We start from the raw sequence: 15,301 nt of genomic DNA on the forward strand, positions 1-15,301 counted from the left end.
CGTGCGCACTCGTCGCGGTGAATGCCGCGGCGCCGACGCTCAACGCAGCCGTCACGCGCGCGAGACGATGCAGGCGGTTACCGCGCACGGTTCGCCTCGCCGTTGCGCGCGGCACCGTTCCATGGCGCGATCCTGAACAGCAGCAGCATGCCGGGAACCGCGAGCGCGGTGCACACGATGAAATAGTCGTACCAGCCGATCTTCGCGACGACGAAGCCGCTCGCGGCCGATGCGAGCGTACGCGGCACCGACGCGAGGCTCGTGAACAGCGCGAACTGCGTGGCCGTGTAGCGCGGGTCGGTCGTGCTCGCGATATACGCGACGAACGCGGCCATCGTGAGGCCGGTCGTGAAGGTTTCGAAGCCGTAGACGAGCGCGAGCGCGACCGTCATCGGGCTCAGCTTCGGCGTGATCTCGATACCGAACACCGACATGAACGACGCGAGCGCGTGGCTGGCCGCGACCGTGAAGTCGTACAGCACCGCGAGCACCGGCGAGCCGGGGCCGAGCTGCGCGAGCCACGCGAAGCCGAGCGTCGACACCATCTGCAGCGCGCCGAAGATCCACAGCCCGCGGCCGATGCCGATCTTCACGAGCCAGATGCCGCCGATGATGCCGCCGGCGACGCTCGCGACGAGCGCGGTGGTTTTCGCGACGATGCCGATCTCGGTGCGCGAGAAGCCGATGTCGAGGAAGAACGACGTCGACAGCGTGGTCGCCATCGTGTCGCCAATCTTGAACAGGAAGATGAACGCGATGACGAGCAGCGCGCCGGCCCAGCCGTCGCGCTGGATGAATTCGCGGAACGGCAGCACGATCGCGTCGCGCAGGTTGCGCGGCGGCGTGCCGACCACTTCCGGCTCGCGCACGACGAGCGTCATCAGGATGCCCGGCAGCATGAACGCGCCGGTGATCGCGAACACGGCGTCCCACGGCAGGTGGTCGGACAGGATCAGCGCGAGCGAGCCGGGAATCAGCGCGGCGAGCTTGTACGCGTTCACGTGCACCGCGTTGCCGAGGCCCTGCTCGGTGTCGCGCAGCAACTCGCGGCGATACGCGTCGATCACGATGTCGGCGCTCGCGCCGAAGAATGCGACGAGCGTCGTGAGCGCGGCGACCGTCCAGATCGAGTCGCGCGGCGACACGAAGCCGAGCGCGGCGATCGCGCCGGCGACCAGCAGCTGCGTGAGCAGCAGCCAGCCGCGCCGGCGGCCCGGCCGCCAGCCGGGCAGGCGCGGGATGTAGCGGTCCATCAGCGGCGCCCACAGGAACTTCCACGTATACGGGAACTGGATCAGCGCGAACAGGCCGATTTCCTTCAGGTTCACGCCCTCGGAGCGCAGCCATGCCTGCACGAGGTAGACGAGCGTGAAGAGGGGCAGCCCCGACGTGAAGCCCAGGAACACGCAGATCAGCATGTGCGTGTTCAGATAGGCGCGCCAGCCGGGGTGATCCTCGTGAGCGGTGAGTGCGGGCGCCTCGTGTGGCGTTTTCGACATGGACAGGAACTGGGTAGCGTTGACTGATGGCGGCGGCAGCGCAGGCGGCGCGCACGGCGCAGGAGGGGCGGCCGCGCGCGTGGGCGGGCCGGATCTTCCGTCAACGGCTCCCCGGCTCAGCTGCGCTTGACGCGATAGACAGCAAGACTACCACGCCAGTTCGCTCCCCATCGAATCGGCTGGCCTTCGTGCAGCACGACGCGGTCGAGAATCGTCACGCCCACTTCGGGCGCCAGCGCCTCGAAATCCTCGATCGTCAGCACCCGCACGTTCGGCGTGTTGTGCCACTGGTAAGGCAGCGACTTCGACACCGGCATCCGGCCGTTCAGCACCGACAGCCGGTGCGGCCAGTAGCCGAAGTTCGGGAACGACACGATGCACTCGCGGCCGACGCGCGCCGTTTCGCGCAGGATCGCGGCCGTCTGGTGGATCGTTTGCAGCGTTTGCGACAGGATCGCGATGTCGAAGCTGTGGTCCTCGAACAGGCGCAGGCCATCCTCGAGGTTCTGCTGGATCACGTTGATGCCGTTCTTCGCGCTCGCGAGCACGCCCGCGTCGTTCAGCTCGATTCCGTAGCCGGTGACGTCCAGCTCCTCCATCAGCAGCGCGAGCAGCGAGCCGTCGCCGCAGCCGAGGTCGAGCACGGTCGAACGCGGTTCGACCCAGCGCGCGATCGTGCGGAAGTCCGCGCGCGCGGACAGGGAATTCAACGCTTGCTGGTTCATGCGCCCACCTCGTTGGCGATTCGTTCGTAATACGCGCGGAGCAGGTTGTGATAGCGCGCGTCGTCGAGCAGGAATGCGTCGTGACCGTGCGGCGCGTCGATTTCCGCGTAGCTGACCGTGCGCTTGTTGTCGAGCAGCGCCTTCACGATCTCGCGCGAGCGGGCGGGCGCGAAGCGCCAGTCGGTCGAGAAGCTCGCGATCAGGTACTTCGCCTGCGTGTGCGCGAGCGCGGCCGTCAGGTTGCCGTCGAACGCCTTCGCTGGATCGAAGTAGTCGAGCGCGCGCGTGATCAGCAGGTACGTGTTCGCGTCGAAGTAGTCGGCGAACTTGTCGCCCTGGTAGCGCAGGTACGACTCGACCTCGAATTCGACGTCGAAGCTGAAGTTGTACGCGTCGAGCGCGCCGTCGGCGCGCCGCAGCGCGCGGCCGAATTTCTCGGCCATGTCGTCGTCGGACAGGTACGTGATGTGGCCGATCATCCGCGCGACGCGCAGGCCGCGCTTCGGCTTCACGCCGTGCGCGTAGTAGTCGCCGCCATGGAAGTCGGGATCGGACAGGATCGCCGAGCGCGCGACCTCGTTGAACGCGATGTTCTGCGCGGACAGCTTCGGCGTCGATGCGATGTCGATGCAGTGCGCGACGCGTTCCGGATACATCAGGCTCCACGCGAGCGCCTGCATGCCGCCGAGGCTGCCGCCCATCACCGCAGCGAAGCGCTCGATGCCGAATGCGTCGGCGACGCGCGCCTGCGCATGCACCCAGTCCTCGACGGTCACCACCGGAAACTTGGCGCCGTACGGCTTGCCGGTCGACGGATCGATGCTCATCGGGCCGGTCGAGCCGAAACACGAGCCGAGGTTGTTCACGCCGATCACGAAGAAGCGGTTGGTGTCGAGCGGCTTGCCCGGGCCGACCATGTTGTCCCACCAGCCGGTGCTGCGCGGATCGTCCGCGTAGACGCCGGCGACGTGGTGCGACGCGTTGAGCGCGTGGCAGACGAGCACCGCGTTCGAGCGCGCGGCGTTGAGCTCGCCGTACGTCTCGACGACGAGCTGATAGTTGCCGAGCACGCTGCCGCTTTGCAAGCGCAGCGGTTCGGCGAAGTGCATGGTCTGTGGAGCGACGATGCCGATCGATTCCATTCGTTCCGCCTTATGACTGGGCGGCTAAATGGTGTCGGCGATGCGCGGAGGCGAAGGTGCGCGGCTGACGACCTCTTTAGCCGCATTTGTAGTGAACCGCCAAGGCAAGCGCACAGCCACGCCCTGGCCGGTTCGCGCGCCCGCAATCGAGTCAGCAAATCGGCGCGCTTCCGACCTGCCGCCCGTGAGGCGACAGTCGGCAAAGTATAGCGGAAATTGCGAGGCCCGGATTCGGGCGCATGGCGGGCGTACCGTCACGCGCCGGTCACTGCAGGATCAGCCGCAGATGCGCATCGGCCTGCTCGCCCGGCGGCTTCTGGAACCCGCCTTTGGCGAACCGATGCCACCGGCCGATCACGTAGCTGACGAGCAGGCTCGCGCGGGCGCCGGGATCGTAGTCGGCCGGCAGCACGAACGGCGTCGCGCCATCGGGCGCCTGCGCCTCGGTGCGCGCGACGCGCAGGCATTGCTTGACGGTCGCCTCGATGCGGTCGAGCAGCTGGTTCACGCGCTCGGTGAGCCGCTCGTCCTCGCCGACCAGCGCCTCGCCGGTCAGCACGCGCGTCATGCCCGGGTTCTTTGCGGCGAAATTGAGCATCGTCAGCGCGATCGTGCGGGCCTGCAGCACGCCGTTCGGCTCCTTCGCGACGATCTGGTTGACGAGCCCGAACAGCGCCTGCTCGATGAACTCGATCAACCCTTCGTACATCTTCGCCTTGCTGGCGAAGTGCCGGTACAGCGCGGCTTCCGACACGTCGAGCCGGGCCGCGAGCGCGGCGGTCGTGATTTTCTCGGGTTTCGGGGCCTCGAGCATCGCCGCGAGCGTCTGCAGGATCATGACGCGGCGCTCGCCCGGCTTCGGGCGCGGGCGGGAGGGTGTGGCCTGGCTTTCCGTTACGGCTTGGTCCTGCGGGTAAGTCGGCTGCATTTTTGTCGCCCCGATCGTGTGCCCAGTCGCAGCGATTTTAACGAACGAATGCGCTGGTCGACATAATGCGGGCGTCCGGTTGCCGGCAGATGGCCGGGCAGGTGGCCGGTGATCCATATCGTCCCGATGCCCAGACGCTTGTAGCGCTTCAGGTGGCCGCGCGTGTCCTCGACGAGGATCGCGTCGGCGAGCCGTGCGTGCGCGGCGCGCAGCGTCCGGCGCAGCATCGTGTGATCGGGCTTCGCGCGCCACGTGCGGCGGTCGCGCATGTGCTCGATCGCGATCACGCGCTCGAACAGCCGCTCGATGCCCAGCTCGCGCAGCACCGCGCGCGCATAATTTTCGGGCGCGTTGGTCAGGATCAGCTTGCGGCCCGGCAGCGCGGCGACGATGCGCGCGAGGCCGCGCTCGGCGCGCACCATCGCGGGCAGGTCGGAAAACGTGTGGACCACGCGCAGGAAGTCGTGCGGGTCGATCGGGTGGTGGCGCGTGAGGCCGAGCAGCGCGGCGCCGTAGCGCTCGGTGTAGCCGTTGCGCAGGCGGTCGGCTTCGGCGCGCCCGACCTGCAGCGCGTCGATGATGTATTGCGTCATCGCACGGTTGATCTCCGGAAAGATCGCGTGCGACGCGTGGTGCAGCGTGTTGTCGAGATCGAACAGCCAGACGGGCGCGCCGGCGCGCGGCCGGCTGCGCGAGATGCGCCGGCGCCGCAGCGGGGCCGGCAGGTCGGGGCTGGCAGGCGGGCGGCGCGCGCTCAATGCGAGCGGATCATCGTGCCGAACGGCTGCTCGGTCAGGATTTCCAGCAGCACCGAATGCTCGATCCGGCCGTCGACGATGTGCACCGACTTCACGCCGCTCTTCGCGGCGTCGAGTGCCGACGAGATCTTCGGCAGCATGCCGCCGGAGATCGTGCCGTCCTCGAACAGCGCGTCGATCTCGCGGGCGGACAGGTCGGTCAGCAGGTTGCCGTCCTTGTCCATCACGCCCGGGATGTTGGTCATCATCAGCAGCTTCTCGGCGTTCAGCACCGTGGCCAGCTTGCCCGCGACCAGATCCGCGTTGATGTTGTACGACAGGCCGTCCTCGCCGAAGCCGATCGGCGAGATCACCGGGATGAACGCGTCGTCCTGCAGCGCCTTCACGACCGCCGGGTTGATCGCCTCGACTTCGCCGACCTGGCCGATGTCGATGTACTGGCCCGGGTTGTCGCGGTCCGGCATCAGCAGCTTGCGTGCGTGGATCAGGCCGCCATCCTTGCCCGTCAGGCCCACCGCGTGGCCGCCGAAGTGATTGATCAGCATCACGATGTCCTGCTGCACTTCGCCGCCCAGCACCCATTCGACGACTTCCATCGTCTCTTCGTCGGTGACGCGCATGCCCTGGATGAAAGTGCCGGCCTTGCCGATCTTCTTCAGCGCGTGATCGATCTGCGGACCGCCGCCGTGGACGATCACCGGGTTGATGCCGACCAGTTTCAGCAGGATCACGTCGCGCGCGAAGCCCTGCTTGAGCCGCTCTTCCGTCATCGCGTTGCCGCCGTATTTGATGACCACGGTCTTGCCGTGGTAACGACGGATGTACGGCAGCGCCTCCGCGAGGATTTCTGCTTTCAGCGTGGGGGCGATCTGCGAGAGGTCGATGGGCTCGGACATGGCGGCGGCTCTGGCTGGGAACGGTTGAAACAGGGCGAATTGTACAGGAGTGGCGCAGCGCAGCATCGGGTTTTTGGGCCGGCCGGCGCCCCGGCGGCGCGGCGCGGCATCGCACGCGGCGGCCCGCCGGCTATGGCGCGGCGCGATTCGGGCGCCGTCGCGCGGGCGGCGGCGGCAGGCTGGCCAACGTGCGTTTCCGATGGCGTTCGGCCAAGCGGCCGGCGTGCAAAATCCAGCCGCCGCGCTATGCTTGTCGCGTGGGGCGATGTCCCGCCCGCTTCCGCGATTGCGCCATGACCGATTCCGCCGCCGACGCCCGTTCCGCCCCGCGCCGTGCGCGCTGCCCGCACTGCGGGCGCGGCTTCGACTGCGGCGCGCATACGCAGCCGTTCGACTGCTGGTGCGCGGCGATGCCGGTGCCGCCCGGCGGCACGCCGCCTGCGGCCGGCGCGCGGTGCCGATGCCCCGAGTGCCTGGCCGACGAGATTGCGCAGCGCATGGCCGGCGCGGCCGGTTGACGGCGCCTCGCCGCGCCCGTTCGTGTGCATCGATCCGGCCCCGCTAGAGGCGCCGGGCGCTAAACGGGTAAACTGCCCGGATGCAACGAATCACCACCACCGGGCGCGTCAACCTCGGTCACCTGTTCTGGCTCCGCAATCTCGCGATCATCGGCCAGCTCGTGACGATCGGCGTCGTGCAGACCTATTTCGGCGTGCATCTGCCGCTGCCCGCGATGCTGATGGTCATCGCGCTCGAAATCGTTTTCAACGCGCTGACCTGGGTGCGCGTGCTGCGCGCCCGGCCCGAGACCAATTTCGAGCTGCTCGGCCAGCTGTGGGTCGACCTCGGTGCGCTGTCCGCGCTGCTGTTCCTGTCGGGCGGGACGACCAACCCGTTCGTGTCGCTGTACCTGCCGTCGCTCGCGATCGCGGCGGCCGTGCTGCCGTGGCACCTGATGATCTGGCTCGCGGCGTTCGCGGTCGCCTGCTACGCGGCGCTCGGCTTCGATTCGGTGCCGCTCAACATGGACAACCCGGCGAACCTGTTCGATTACTACCGTACCGGCATGTGGGTGAACTTCATGGTCAGCGTCGGGCTGATCGCGTGGTTCGTCGCGCGCATGTCGAACGCGCTGCGCCAGCGCGACGCGGCGCTCGGCGAGGCGCAGCAGCATCTGCTGCGCGACGAGCGGGCCGTCGCGCTCGGCGTGCAGGCCGCCACCGTCGCGCATGAAATGGGCACGCCGTTGTCGACCATCGCGATGCTCGCCGAGGAGTTGCGCGACGCGGCGCGCGCCGATCCGGGGCTCGCGCGCTACGACGCCGACCTGAAGGTGCTCGAGGAACAGATGTCGCTGTGCACGTCGGCGCTCGCGCGCCTGCGCAGCCGCGCGAGCACGTCGGCGAGCCGCCAGCCGGTGGACGACTGGCTCGACACGTTCGTCGAGCACTGGCGCCTGCGGCATCCGCACGTGCAGTTCGAGCTGCTCGGCGCGCGCCCGGCCGGCGTCGCGCTCGACGATACGGTCGCGGCCGGCCAGATCCTGACGATCCTGCTCGACAACGCCGCGCGCGCGAGCCCGCAGCGCGTGACGCTCGCCGCGAAGGTCGCGCATGGCGGCACGGCCGACGAAATCGAATTCGAGGTATGCGACGACGGGCCCGGCATTCCGGCCGCGCTGCGCGAATCGCTCGGCGCGATGCCGGTCGACAGCACGCAGGGCGGGCACGGCGTCGGCCTGTATCTCGCGTTCAGTGCGGCCGCGCGGCTCGGCGGCGAGATCGAACTGTCCGACGTTACGCCGCGCGCGGCGGGCGGCAACGGGCGGGCCGGCGGTGCGGCAAATGGCCACGCGGCGGCCGTATCGGGACAACGCGCGGGATCGCGCACGGGTGCACGTGCAGCCGAACGGCCGGCCGGCGCGCCGGACAGCCGCCCGGCCGGCGCTCCAACAGGGCGCGGCACGCGGGCCGTGCTGCGCCTGCCGGTCGTGCGCGTCGCGATACCGGCGGCCTCAACCAACACGTAGACGGAGAAACCACATGAGCGAGAACAATTTCCTGGTGATCGACGACAACGAGGTGTTCGCGGGCACGCTCGCGCGCGGCCTCGAGCGCCGCGGTTACGCGGTCCAGCAGGCGCACGACAAGGAGACGGCGCTGCGGCTCGCCGCGGGCGGCAAGTTCCAGTTCATCACCGTCGACCTGCATCTCGGCGAGGATTCGGGGCTGAGCCTGATCGCGCCGCTGTGCGACCTGCAGCCCGATGCGCGCATTCTCGTGCTGACCGGCTACGCGAGCATCGCGACCGCTGTGCAGGCCGTGAAGGAAGGCGCCGACAACTACCTCGCGAAGCCGGCCAACGTCGAGTCGATCCTGGCCGCGCTGCAGACCAACGCGACCGAAGTGCAGGCCGACGAGGCGCTCGAGAATCCGGTCGTGCTGTCGGTCGACCGGCTCGAATGGGAGCACATCCAGCGCGTGCTGGCGGAGAACAACAACAACATCTCGGCCACCGCGCGGGCGCTGAACATGCACCGCCGCACGCTGCAGCGCAAGCTCGCGAAGAAGCCGGTCCGGCAGTAAGCGGCGCACCAACGAAAACGGGCGACCCCGGAAGGGGCCGCCCGTCTCTCATCAAGTACCGCGCGCGTTACAGCACGTAGCGCGACAGGTCCTCGTCCTGCGCCACTTCGCCGAGCGCACGGTCGACGTACTTCGCGTCGATCGTCACGCGCTCGCCGGCGTGGTTGCCGGCCGAGAACGACACTTCCTCGAGCAGCTTCTCGATCACCGTGTACAGCCGGCGCGCGCCGATGTTCTCGGTTTTCTCGTTGACCGCGAACGCGATCTCGGCGAGGCGCCGGATGCCGTCCGCGGCGAATTCGAGCTGCACGTCTTCGGTTGCGAGCAGCGCCTGGTACTGCTTGACGAGGCTCGCGTCGGTCGCATCGAGGATCGCCTCGAAATCTTCGACCGACAGCGAATCGAGCTCGACGCGGATCGGGAAGCGGCCCTGCAGCTCCGGAATCAGGTCGCTCGGCTTCGCGAGGTGGAACGCGCCGCTCGCGATGAACAGGATGTGATCGGTCTTCACCATCCCGTACTTCGTGTTGACCGTCGTGCCTTCGACGAGCGGTAGCAGGTCGCGCTGCACGCCCTGGCGCGACACTTCGCCGCCGCTGCCTTCGTTGTTGCGCGACGTGATCTTGTCGATCTCGTCGAGGAACACGATGCCATTCTGCTCGACGTTCTGCACGGCCTTCGTCTTCACTTCCTCTTCGTTGAGCATCTTCGCCGCTTCCTCGTCGGTCAGCAGCTTCAGCGCTTCCTTGATCTTCACCTTGCGGCGCTGCTTCTTGCCGCTGCCGAGATTCGAGAACATCGAGCGGATCTGCTCGGTCATCTCTTCCATCCCCGGCGGCGCCATGATGTCCATGCCGACCGACGGCTGCTCGAGGTCGAGCTCGACTTCCTTGTCGTCGAGCTGGCCTTCGCGCAGGCGCTTGCGGAACGTCTGGCGGGTCGCGTTGTTGTCGTCGTTCGCGTGCTCGGCATTGCCGCCGAAGCCCACCGCGCGCGGCTGCGGCAGCAGGATGTCGAGGATGCGGTCTTCCGCCTGGTCGGTGGCCTTGCTGCGCACCTTGCGCATTTCGGCTTCGCGCGTCTGCTTGACCGAGATCTCGATCAGGTCGCGCACGATGCTGTCGACGTCGCGGCCGACGTAGCCGACTTCGGTGAACTTGGTCGCTTCGATCTTGATGAACGGCGCGTCGGCGAGCTTCGCGAGGCGGCGCGCGATTTCGGTCTTGCCGACGCCCGTCGGCCCGATCATCAGGATGTTCTTCGGCGTGATTTCCTGGCGCAGCGGCTCGGCGACCTGCTGGCGGCGCCAGCGGTTACGCAGCGCGACGGCGACGGCCTTCTTCGCCTTCGCCTGGCCGATGATGTGCTTGTCGAGTTCCGAGACGATCTCGGCAGGGGTCATGGTGCTCATGGGGCTGTCCTTACTCGATCGTTTCGATGATGCGGTTGTGGTTCGTGTAGATGCACATGTCGCCCGCGATCCCGAGCGACTTCTCGACGATGTCGCGCGGCGACAGGTCGGTGTTCTCGACGAGCGCGCGGGCCGCGGCCTGCGCGTACGCGCCGCCCGAGCCGATCGCGCAGATGCCGCCTTCGGGATCGAGCACGTCGCCGTTGCCGGTGATGACGAGCGTGGTGGTGGCATCGGCCGTGATCAGCATCGCCTCGAGGCGGCGCAGCATCCGGTCGGTGCGCCAGTCCTTCGCGAGCTCGACGGCCGCGCGGGTCAGGTTGCCCTGGTGCTTCTCGAGCTTCGCCTCGAAGCGGTCGAGGAGCGAGAACGCATCGGCGGTGCCGCCCGCGAATCCGACCAGCACCTGGTTGTTGTAGATCCGCCGCACTTTCCGCGCGCCACCCTTCATGACGATGTTGCCGAGGGTTACCTGGCCGTCGCCGCCGAGCGCGACCTTGTCGCCGCGCCGGACCGAAACGATGGTCGTGCCGTGAAATTGCTCCATCTGCGTTCCTTGAGAAAAACGGGGAAGAGTCGGGCGACGCGACGCGCCGCCGCGTGAATCCGCAGTGCGCCGGGGAGCGGCCCGGCGCGCGTCCGTTTCATTTTAGGGCGGGCGCCGGGATATCAAGAGGGGAAGGCAAATCGGCCGGCGGCCGGGAACCGGTGCCGGAAAAACAAAAAGCGCGCGGCAGGCCGCGCGCTTTCGGGAAGCAGCGTGTTTGAGCGGAATGCCGCTCGATCAGTCGCCGAACAGCTTCTGGCGCAACTCGCGGCGTTCCTGCGCCTCGAGCGACAGCGTGGCGGTCGGACGCGCGAGCAGGCGCGGAATGCCGATCGGCTCGCCGGTTTCCTCACACCAGCCGTAATCGCCGGAGTCGATGCGGGCGAGCGACTGCTGAACCTTCTTGAGGAGCTTGCGTTCGCGATCACGCGTACGCAGCTCGAGCGCGTGCTCTTCCTCGATCGTCGCGCGGTCGGCGGGATCGGGGACGATCACCGTCTCGCGCAGGTTCTCGGTCGTCTGGCCTGCATTCTTGAGGATGTCCGCCTGCAACTGTTCGAGCCGATTTTTGAAGAAGGCGAGCTGATCCTCATTCATGTAATCCTTGTCGCTCATCTTCAGGATTTCGGCTTCGGTCAAGAGTTTCTTCGTCATCTGCTTGCTTCTTCAATGTGCGGCAAATCGAGAGATATTGCCTGCACTTTGGGATTACCCGCAACCGCGCTTGCAATCACTTGCGATTTGCCGCCGCGGGGCCGAAAGCCTCTGGAAAACCGGTTCTCAAATACCAGGATAGGCCTGGCGCGGATTTGCGCGCGCTGCGAACCGGTGTGCTGCGCGGCACATCGCATCGGCCGCGGCCGGGAGGCGGATTGGCGATCCGGCGCGGTTGCGATGCCCGGAAAACTGGTTCAGCAAGAACCGGGCCTGTTTGTTGCCGTACTCCAGCGGGCACGTATTGTAACTGAATCGCAAGCGGGCGCCGTATCGGGTCGATCCCCGTCGGCTGCGCCAATATCTAGAAAATATAACGCGCAAATCGCGAAAAAGCGATGACGGCGAAACCCTGCCCGGAAAAGGCGCCGCGCGACCGCCGCGGCCGCCGGTGCGGGCGGCCGGGCAGCGGGCGCACGGCGGGCGCCCGCACGGGTCAGGCGAGGCAGGCGTCGAGGCCGTCGGTGATCAGGTCCTGCGGCAGGTCGACGCCGATGAACACCATCTTGTTGGTCTTCTTCTCGACCGGCAGCCACTTCGCCGCGAGGTCGCTGCCCATCATCTGGTGCACGCCCTGGAACACGACCTTGCGGTCGACGCCCTTCATGTACAGCACGCCCTTGTAGCGCAGCATCCGCTCGCCGTAGATCTGCAGGATGCCGCCGAGGAAGTCTTCCAGCTTGTTCGGGTCGAACGGGCGGTCGTTGCGGTACACGAACGACTTGATCTTGTCGTCGTGGTGCGCGTGGTGATGATTGTGGTGGTGGCCGTGGTCATGATCATGATCGTGCGCGCATTGGCCGTGATCGTGGTCGCAATTCGCGTGATCGTGATCATGGTCGTGATCGTGATGATCGTGCGCGTGATCGTCCTCGGCGAGGAAATCGGGATCGATCTCCAGCTTCGCGTTGAGGTTGAAGCCGCGCAGGTCGAAGATTTCCTTGATGTCCGCTTCGCCGAAATTCACGACCTTGATCGCGGCCTTCGGGTTCATGTGCATCAGGCGGTGCTTGAGGCCCGCGACGGTCTGGTCGTCGACGAGGTCCGACTTCGTGATGAACAGGCGATCGGCGAAACCGACCTGGCGCTGCACCACTTCGTGTTCGTCGAGCTGCGCGTTCGCGTGCTTCGCGTCGACCAGCGTGATGACCGCGTCGAGCAGGAAGTCGTCGGCGATTTCGCTGTCGATGAAGAACGTTTGTGCGACGGGGCCCGGGTTCGCGAGGCCGGTCGTCTCGATCACGATGCGGTCGAAGTCGAGCTTGCCTTCGCGCTTCTTCGCGGCCAGATCGCCGAGCGCGCGGGCGAGGTCGCCGCGGATCGTGCAGCAGATGCAGCCGTTGCTCATCTGGATGATCTGCTCGTTCGAATCCTGCACGAGGATTTCGTTGTCGATGTTCTCTTCGCCGAACTCGTTCTCGATCACGGCGATCTTCATGCCGTGCTGTTCGTTCAGGATGCGCTTGAGCAGCGTCGTCTTGCCGCTGCCGAGGAAGCCGGTAAGGATGGTGACGGGAGTGGCCATGTCGGTCGCCTGTGGTTCGTGAATCGGGGTCAAAACCAGGATGTGCGTCGCGCCCTCGCGCTGCGAGCCGGGGCGCACAACCATCCATTGAAACATACCTGTCAAGCCCCCGCCCGTCGTCCGAACGACAGGCGGGGGCGCTGCGCCGCCAACGGAGGGCGGGCGCGGTAGTCCGCGCTAGATCGGGGCGATCAGACGATTTGCAACAGCAGGCCCTTCAGATATTCGCCTTCCGGGAACGCGGCGAGCAGCGGATGATCGACGCCCGCGCCGAGCCGCTTCAGGATGCGTGCGTCGACCTTCGCGTCGGCCGCGGCGCCCGCGACGATCTTCTGGAACAGGTCCATGTCGATCGCGCCCGAGCACGAGTACGTGAACAGCAGGCCGCCCGGACGCAGCAGCCTGAAACCGCTCAGGTTGATGTCCTTGTACGCGCGCGCCGCGCGATCGACGCTGTCGCGGGTCGGCGCGAACTTCGGCGGATCGAGCACGATCAGGTCGAAACGCTCGCCTTCGTCGACGAGGCGGCGCAGCGTCTTGAACGCATCGGCGTCGAGCCAGGTCGCGCGTGCCGCGTCGAAGCCGTTGGCGACGACGTTCTGCTGCGCGAGCGCGAGCGCGTCACCCGACGAATCGATCGACACGACGCGTTTCGCGCCGCCCTTGAGCGCCGCGAGCGAGAAGCCGCCCGTGTAGCAGAAGCAGTTCAGCACGTCGCGGTCGGCCGCGTACTGCGCGACGAGCGCGCGGTTGTCGCGCTGGTCGACGTAGAAGCCCGTCTTGTGGCCGTTCGGCACGTCGACGTGATAGCGCACGCCGTTTTCGTTCGCGATCAGCGTCGCGGGCGGCGCGTCGCCGGCCAGCACGCCGGTCGTCTGTTCGAGCCCTTCCTTGTCGCGGATCGACACGTCCGAGCGCTCGTACACGTTCGGGCAGCCGGTCGCGCCGGTGAGCGCCGCGACGATCGCGTCCTTCCACGCTTCGACGCCCGCGGCCATGAACTGGCAGACCAACTGGCCGCGCGGCGCCGCGCCGGCTTCGGCGGTATCTGCAACGTAGTAGTCGACGATCAGCCCCGGCAGCCCGTCGGCTTCGCCGAACACGAGCCGCACCGCACCCGTGCCCGACACCATCGTCGTGCGGTGCGCGACCGCGCGCTGCACGCGGCGCTTGAAGAACGCGTGATCGATCGGCTCGTGCTCGTCGAAGCTCCATACCCGCACGCGGATCTGCGACTGCGGGCTGTACGCGCCGCGCGCGAGGAAGCGGCCGTCGTGCGCGCGCACGAGCACGGTCGCGCCGGGCGCGGGCTTGCCGTCGACGCGGTCGATCGCATTGGCGTAGATCCACGGATGGCGGCGCAGCAGCGATTTTTCCTTGGACGGCTTGAGGGTGACGGTTTGCATGATGAGATCGAAATGGGCCGCGCGCGACGCCGGCCGGTGCCGGCCGCCGCGCGTGGCGGATAACACGGGACGCGCGTCAGTCGCGCTTCTTCGCGCGCGGATGCGCGCTGTCGTAAATCTTCGCGAGATGCTGGAAGTCGAGCGACGTATAGATCTGCGTCGCGGCGACGCTCGCGTGGCCGAGCAGTTCCTGCACCGCGCGCAGGTCGCCGCTCGACTGCAGCACGTGCGTCGCGAACGAGTGGCGCAACACGTGCGGGTGGACGTTGGCGGGGATGCCGGCGGCGAGCGCCGCACGCTTCACGCGCTCGCGCACGACGCCCGGCGACATCCGGTTGCCGCGCACCGACACGAACAGCGGATGCGGATCGTGCTTCACGAATTCGTCGCGCACCGCGAGCCACGCGTTCAGCGCGTCGATCGCCTTGCTGCCGACCGGCACTTTGCGCTCCTTGTTGCCCTTGCCGCGCACGGTGACTTCGGCTTCGGCGAGATCGAGCCAGCCAGCCGAGCGGTAGCCGTCGGCTTGCGTGTACCGGACGTCGAGCCCGACCAGTTCGGCGAGGCGCAGCCCCGACGAATAGAACAGCTCGAGGATCGCGTGGTCGCGGATGCTTTCGGTCGTGCCGGCGAGCGGCGCGTCCATGAGTGCGACCGCATCGTCGACCGACAGCGCCTTGGGCAGCGATTTCTCGCGTTTGGGCGCGCGTACCCCGGCGACGGGATTCGCGGGCATCTCGACGCGTTGCGCGAACCAGCGATAGAACGCACGCCATGCGGAAAGGCGGTGCGAGATCGAGCGCGCGGACAGTCCGGCCGCGTGCCCGCGCACGACCGCGCCGCGCATGTCGGCGGCGGTCAATGCTTCGAGCGGCCGGCCGGCCGCGAGCTTCTTCAGTTCGTCGAGTTCGTGCGTGTACGCGCGCAGCGTGTGTTCCGACAGCTGCCTGACGTGCTTCAGGTTCGACAGGTAGGCGGCGATCGGATCGTCAGTCATCGCGTGCGGCGGATCAGTGCGGCAGCAGGCGCGTGAGCGCGGCGCTCGCGAGCGTCGCGATCTGCGCGAGGAAGTCGGTGGCCATCCCGTCGTGGAAGCGGCGCGGATCGGGCGAACCGAGGACCAGCAGGCCGAACGCGGGTGCATCGCTGCCGGCGAGCGGCGCGC

At 67.5% G+C, this 15,301-nt stretch carries 16 protein-coding genes; 3 read left to right on the forward strand and 13 right to left on the reverse strand.

Going from position 1 to position 15,301, the window contains the following annotated elements:
- Window positions 1–77: 77 nt before the first annotated feature.
- The 6 genes from H3O04_RS26705 to argB form a co-directional block, all read right to left on the reverse strand.
- Complete coding sequence (locus H3O04_RS26705) at window positions 78–1,499, reverse strand: AmpG family muropeptide MFS transporter (RefSeq protein WP_202588799.1); 1,422 nt, start codon at window positions 1,497–1,499, stop codon at window positions 78–80.
- 116 nt (window positions 1,500–1,615) lie between these two features.
- The gene (gene metW / locus H3O04_RS26710) at window positions 1,616–2,224 is read right to left on the reverse strand and encodes a methionine biosynthesis protein MetW (RefSeq protein WP_006755281.1); all 609 of its coding nucleotides are present in this window, start codon (window positions 2,222–2,224) and stop codon (window positions 1,616–1,618) included.
- Complete coding sequence (metX, locus tag H3O04_RS26715; protein WP_006477489.1) at window positions 2,221–3,366, reverse strand: homoserine O-succinyltransferase MetX; 1,146 nt, start codon at window positions 3,364–3,366, stop codon at window positions 2,221–2,223. The genes metW and metX overlap by 4 nt, the downstream gene beginning before the upstream one ends.
- Before the next feature lie 265 nt (window positions 3,367–3,631).
- Window positions 3,632–4,294 (reverse strand): nucleoid occlusion factor SlmA, encoded by a 663-nt coding sequence (slmA, locus tag H3O04_RS26720; RefSeq protein WP_011546468.1) that lies wholly within the window; start codon window positions 4,292–4,294, stop codon window positions 3,632–3,634.
- A complete protein-coding gene (locus tag H3O04_RS26725; RefSeq protein WP_077217366.1) occupies window positions 4,261–5,052 on the reverse strand; it encodes a pyrimidine 5'-nucleotidase in 792 nt (263 codons plus the stop codon). The genes slmA and H3O04_RS26725 overlap by 34 nt, the downstream gene beginning before the upstream one ends.
- Window positions 5,049–5,948: an acetylglutamate kinase gene (argB, locus tag H3O04_RS26730; protein WP_006490510.1), complete on the reverse strand. Its 900-nt coding sequence runs from the start codon at window positions 5,946–5,948 to the stop codon at window positions 5,049–5,051. Before argB ends, H3O04_RS26725 begins: the two co-directional genes overlap by 4 nt.
- Before the next feature lie 293 nt (window positions 5,949–6,241).
- On the opposite strand from argB, the gene H3O04_RS26735 reads away from it, so the two are divergent.
- The 3 genes from H3O04_RS26735 to H3O04_RS26745 all read left to right on the forward strand — a co-directional run bounded on the left by H3O04_RS26735 (window position 6,242) and on the right by H3O04_RS26745 (window position 8,533).
- The gene (locus H3O04_RS26735; protein WP_011546466.1) at window positions 6,242–6,466 is read left to right on the forward strand and encodes a cysteine-rich CWC family protein; all 225 of its coding nucleotides are present in this window, start codon (window positions 6,242–6,244) and stop codon (window positions 6,464–6,466) included.
- An 80-nt stretch (window positions 6,467–6,546) separates the two neighbouring features.
- Complete coding sequence (locus tag H3O04_RS26740; protein ID WP_202588800.1) at window positions 6,547–7,977, forward strand: ATP-binding protein; 1,431 nt, start codon at window positions 6,547–6,549, stop codon at window positions 7,975–7,977.
- 13 nt (window positions 7,978–7,990) lie between these two features.
- Window positions 7,991–8,533 (forward strand): response regulator transcription factor, encoded by a 543-nt coding sequence (locus tag H3O04_RS26745; RefSeq protein ID WP_011546464.1) that lies wholly within the window; start codon window positions 7,991–7,993, stop codon window positions 8,531–8,533.
- A 67-nt stretch (window positions 8,534–8,600) separates the two neighbouring features.
- On the opposite strand, the gene hslU is transcribed toward H3O04_RS26745, so the two are convergent.
- The 7 genes from hslU to H3O04_RS26780 all read right to left on the reverse strand — a co-directional run.
- Window positions 8,601–9,944, reverse strand: coding sequence for an ATP-dependent protease ATPase subunit HslU (gene hslU, locus H3O04_RS26750; RefSeq protein ID WP_006477496.1), 1,344 nt, complete (start codon window positions 9,942–9,944; stop codon window positions 8,601–8,603).
- Window positions 9,945–9,954: 10 nt separating this feature from the next.
- Window positions 9,955–10,491, reverse strand: coding sequence for an ATP-dependent protease subunit HslV (gene hslV, locus H3O04_RS26755; protein ID WP_011546463.1), 537 nt, complete (start codon window positions 10,489–10,491; stop codon window positions 9,955–9,957).
- Window positions 10,492–10,728: 237 nt separating this feature from the next.
- On the reverse strand, window positions 10,729–11,145 hold the full coding sequence (gene dksA / locus H3O04_RS26760) for an RNA polymerase-binding protein DksA (RefSeq protein ID WP_006477498.1): 417 nt from the start codon (window positions 11,143–11,145) through the stop codon (window positions 10,729–10,731).
- Window positions 11,146–11,641: 496 nt separating this feature from the next.
- Window positions 11,642–12,730, reverse strand: coding sequence for a CobW family GTP-binding protein (locus H3O04_RS26765; protein ID WP_202588801.1), 1,089 nt, complete (start codon window positions 12,728–12,730; stop codon window positions 11,642–11,644).
- A gap of 191 nt (window positions 12,731–12,921) precedes the next feature.
- Window positions 12,922–14,136 carry a class I SAM-dependent rRNA methyltransferase gene (locus H3O04_RS26770; RefSeq protein WP_011546461.1) on the reverse strand — a complete coding sequence of 405 codons (1,215 nt, stop codon included), beginning with the start codon at window positions 14,134–14,136 and terminating at the stop codon, window positions 12,922–12,924.
- Window positions 14,137–14,212: 76 nt separating this feature from the next.
- Complete coding sequence (gene xerC, locus H3O04_RS26775) at window positions 14,213–15,133, reverse strand: tyrosine recombinase XerC (protein ID WP_011546460.1); 921 nt, start codon at window positions 15,131–15,133, stop codon at window positions 14,213–14,215.
- Between the two features lie 13 nt (window positions 15,134–15,146).
- Window positions 15,147–15,301, reverse strand: a 155-nt coding sequence (locus H3O04_RS26780; protein ID WP_202588802.1) for a DUF484 family protein, incomplete at its 5' end; no start/stop codon positions are given.

It is taken from the genome of Burkholderia sp. KCJ3K979 (assembly GCF_016759955.1).
GTDB classification, from domain to species: domain Bacteria; phylum Pseudomonadota; class Gammaproteobacteria; order Burkholderiales; family Burkholderiaceae; genus Burkholderia; species Burkholderia orbicola.

Coding starts and splice junctions, on each gene's coding strand:
- H3O04_RS26705 (WP_202588799.1), bottom strand. CDS start 1,499: ATGTCGAAAACGCCACACGAGGCGCCCGCACTCACCGCTCACGAGGAT.
- metW (WP_006755281.1), bottom strand. CDS start 2,224: ATGAACCAGCAAGCGTTGAATTCCCTGTCCGCGCGCGCGGACTTCCGC.
- metX (WP_006477489.1), bottom strand. CDS start 3,366: ATGGAATCGATCGGCATCGTCGCTCCACAGACCATGCACTTCGCCGAA.
- slmA (WP_011546468.1), bottom strand. CDS start 4,294: ATGCAGCCGACTTACCCGCAGGACCAAGCCGTAACGGAAAGCCAGGCC.
- argB (WP_006490510.1), bottom strand. CDS start 5,948: ATGTCCGAGCCCATCGACCTCTCGCAGATCGCCCCCACGCTGAAAGCA.
- H3O04_RS26735 (WP_011546466.1), top strand. CDS start 6,242: ATGACCGATTCCGCCGCCGACGCCCGTTCCGCCCCGCGCCGTGCGCGC.
- H3O04_RS26740 (WP_202588800.1), top strand. CDS start 6,547: ATGCAACGAATCACCACCACCGGGCGCGTCAACCTCGGTCACCTGTTC.
- H3O04_RS26745 (WP_011546464.1), top strand. CDS start 7,991: ATGAGCGAGAACAATTTCCTGGTGATCGACGACAACGAGGTGTTCGCG.
- hslU (WP_006477496.1), bottom strand. CDS start 9,944: ATGAGCACCATGACCCCTGCCGAGATCGTCTCGGAACTCGACAAGCAC.
- hslV (WP_011546463.1), bottom strand. CDS start 10,491: ATGGAGCAATTTCACGGCACGACCATCGTTTCGGTCCGGCGCGGCGAC.
- dksA (WP_006477498.1), bottom strand. CDS start 11,145: ATGACGAAGAAACTCTTGACCGAAGCCGAAATCCTGAAGATGAGCGAC.
- H3O04_RS26765 (WP_202588801.1), bottom strand. CDS start 12,730: ATGGCCACTCCCGTCACCATCCTTACCGGCTTCCTCGGCAGCGGCAAG.
- H3O04_RS26770 (WP_011546461.1), bottom strand. CDS start 14,136: ATGCAAACCGTCACCCTCAAGCCGTCCAAGGAAAAATCGCTGCTGCGC.
- xerC (WP_011546460.1), bottom strand. CDS start 15,133: ATGACTGACGATCCGATCGCCGCCTACCTGTCGAACCTGAAGCACGTC.